The 3148-nt window shown below is 41.3% G+C and carries 2 protein-coding genes and 1 pseudogene; all 3 read left to right on the forward strand.

Features of this window, described 5'->3' with window-relative positions:
• Window positions 1-12: 12 nt before the first annotated feature.
• Window positions 13-993, forward strand: a complete 981-nt coding sequence (gene galE / locus A9E74_RS13545) for a UDP-glucose 4-epimerase GalE (protein ID WP_069297125.1) — start codon at window positions 13-15, stop codon at window positions 991-993.
• A 15-nt stretch (window positions 994-1008) separates the two neighbouring features.
• A complete protein-coding gene (locus A9E74_RS13550) occupies window positions 1009-2409 on the forward strand; it encodes a mannose-1-phosphate guanylyltransferase/mannose-6-phosphate isomerase (protein WP_069297126.1) in 1401 nt (466 codons plus the stop codon).
• Window positions 2410-2438: 29 nt separating this feature from the next.
• Window positions 2439-3148, forward strand: a pseudogene (locus tag A9E74_RS13555) (undecaprenyl-phosphate glucose phosphotransferase); the annotation flags it as partial.

Here is a 3148-nt window from a genome sequence, read left to right on the forward strand (position 1 = left end):
GGAACGTAAGAGATGAAAGTTTTAGTTCTTGGTGGTGCCGGGTATATCGGATCACATATTTGCAAAGCCCTCGCTTTGCTAAATCATGAGAGTGTAGTTGTTGACAATCTTAGCACTGGGCACCGTGAAGCGGTTCGATGGAGTCGCTTTATCGAGGCAGATATTCTTGATTCAACTGCGCTTATAGATATTTTACAAAACGAAGGCCCGTTTGATTTGATAATGCACTTCTGTGCCAAATCACTGGTAGGCGAGTCTGTGCAAAACCCCGCAATTTATTATCGAAATAATGTAGCCGGCACCTTAAATCTATTGGATGCGATGGTGGCAACGAAGCATGAAAGACTGGTGTTTTCATCAACTGCAGCAGTTTTTGGAATGCCAGAAAAAGATTTGATCGATGAACAACATACTCGTTTACCAATTAACCCTTATGGCCAATCAAAAAAAATTATTGAAGATGTATTAAGTGACTATCATCATGCATATGGTATAAAGTCCGTTGCATTACGCTACTTTAATGCTTGCGGAGCCGATCCTGATGGTGAGGTTGGCGAACGTCACGAGCCTGAAACACATTTAATTCCTAATATTCTTAAATCTGCTACTGCTGGCAAAAGTTCAGAATTGAAGGTGTTTGGTGATAATTATCCAACCCCAGATGGTACTTGTATTCGCGATTATATCCATGTGAATGATTTGGCATTAGCGCACATTTTGGCTGGTGAATATTTACAAGAGAATGATGGTGCGTTTGCATTTAACCTCGGTAACGGAAATGGTTTCAGTGTTTTGCAAGTGATTGAAGCCGCCAGGGACGTTATAAAGCAAGATATTGTGTTTTCGATTGAACCCCCAAGAGCGGGGGATCCTCCTATTCTGGTTGCCGATTCAACCAAAGCAAAACAGATTCTCGGCTGGCAACCGACTTATAAGGATATAGAGTCAATCATCGCTACGGCGTGGACGTGGCATCAAAACGAAAAGTTTTAGTAAGGATAGCTTGAAATGATTCCTGTCATAATTTCTGGTGGTACCGGTACACGTTTGTGGCCATTATCAAGAAAGAACAAACCGAAACAGTTTTTATCTCTGTTTGGTGAATTTTCATTATTTCAAAACACAATAAGTCGTTTGACAGGGCTGGAGAATATTGAGGCTCCATTAATCGTCTGTAACAATGATCATCGTTTTATGGTTGCCGAACAATTACAAGCGATCGATCTCAATGCGAAAGATATTATTCTAGAGCCATGCGCTCGAAATACTGCTCCGGCAATCGCCTTAGCGGCGCTTAGAGCACTTCAGACAGATAAAGATCCATTACTTCTGGTATTGGCTGCAGACCATTTGATACAAAATGTTAAAGCTTTCCATGCAGCTATTGAACAAGCTAAAAAACTTGCTGAGCAAGACAAGCTAGTGACTTTTGGAATACAGCCACAAACTGCGCATACTGGCTATGGTTATATTGAAGCTGAAGAAAAAAACGCTCCAAGTAAAGTTAAGCAATTTGTTGAAAAGCCCGATTTAGCAACAGCAGAATCTTACCTGGCTGCTGGAAACTTTTTTTGGAACAGTGGCATGTTCCTGTTTAAAGCATCTACCTATATAAACGAGTTACAAAAACATTCCCCTGAGATGGTGAGTGCTTGTAAAACAGCACTTGAAAACTCAATTTCCGATCTCGACTTTATACGCGTTGATCCCGAAGCATTCGAACAGTCTCCAAGCGACTCAATTGATTATGCCGTTATGGAGAAAACCACTAAAGCAATGGTTGTCCCATTGGATGCTGGCTGGAGCGATGTTGGCTCATGGTCATCGCTATGGGAAACCTTCCCACAAGATGAAAACAATAATGTGTTAATTGGTGACGTTATAATTGACTCAGTAAAAAACTCCTATATTCACAGTGAAAATCGCTTGGTTACTGTGCTTGGTTTGGATGATGTCGTAGTGGTGGAAACGCATGATGCCATCATGGTGGCTCACAAAGACCAGGCCCAAAATGTAAAAAATATTGTTGAAGCTCTTAGTAAGCAAGATAGAAAAGAAGTCCATACCCATCGCAAATGCTATCGACCATGGGGTAGCTATGATTCAGTGGATATTGGTGAGCGCTTTCAGGTAAAACGGATTACCGTAAATCCTGGTGCTTCATTATCTTTGCAAATGCATTATCACCGTGCCGAGCATTGGGTAGTTGTGAGTGGAACTGCAGAAGTCACACGAGATGAAGAAGTCATGTTATTGGGTGAAAATGAGTCTACCTACATTCCCTTGGGTAGCGTGCATCGATTAAGAAATCCTGGCCGAGTTCCTCTGGAAATTGTTGAAGTGCAATCTGGCAGCTATCTGGAAGAAGATGACATTGTTCGACTTCAAGATAGTTATAACCGTCAATAATAATCAAACGAGGTTCCGCGGAACAATCTATGGCTCAAGGTAAAATCAGACACTACGATTCTAAAATAAACGCTATTTCAAGACTGATAGATAGCGCAATTATTTTAGTGACATTTTTGGCGTTAATGGATTTATTTGCCATTGAATGGCAGCCCAAACATGTCTGGTCATTGTTATTTGCCATAATTCTGTTTCATTTCTTCGCTGAGTCGCAGGATGCTTACCGTTCGTGGCGTGGGACTTACCTGCGTGATGAAATTACCGCAGTTTTATTTTCCTGGGGAACCAGCATTGCAGTACTGGTCGCTATTGAACTAATTGTTATCAATGAACAGACTTATGCTGCACCATTTCTAATCATTTGGTTTATAGCCACTCCAATAGAATTAATTTCCTGGCACGCCATTGTTCGAATGGTATTAGGAATAATGCGATCTAAGGGGCTTAATACTCGGCGAGTAGCCATTGTGGGAGCAACAGATCTTGGTTACCGATTAGAAAAATCGTTTGATGATATGGAGTGGACTGGCTATCGCTTCAATGGTTTTTACGATGATCGTAAACCAGCACCTAACAGGCGCTTGGATGAGGGCAAAGCCATTGTCGTAGGCAGTATTGAAGAACTTATAAACGATTGTAGAACCGGTAAAATTGATGTTGTGTTTATAACTTTATCATTAGCCGCAGAAGCACGAATTCGGCTTATGACTGAAAAACTAGCTGATACTACCGCTTCAGT

The organism is Methylophaga muralis, assembly GCF_001720165.1.
GTDB classification, from domain to species: domain Bacteria; phylum Pseudomonadota; class Gammaproteobacteria; order Nitrosococcales; family Methylophagaceae; genus Methylophaga; species Methylophaga muralis.

Excerpts from the sequence above, each read along its gene's own strand:
- galE (WP_069297125.1), top strand. The coding sequence starts at position 13 with ATGAAAGTTTTAGTTCTTGGTGGTGCCGGGTATATCGGATCACATATT.
- A9E74_RS13550 (WP_069297126.1), top strand. The coding sequence starts at position 1,009 with ATGATTCCTGTCATAATTTCTGGTGGTACCGGTACACGTTTGTGGCCA.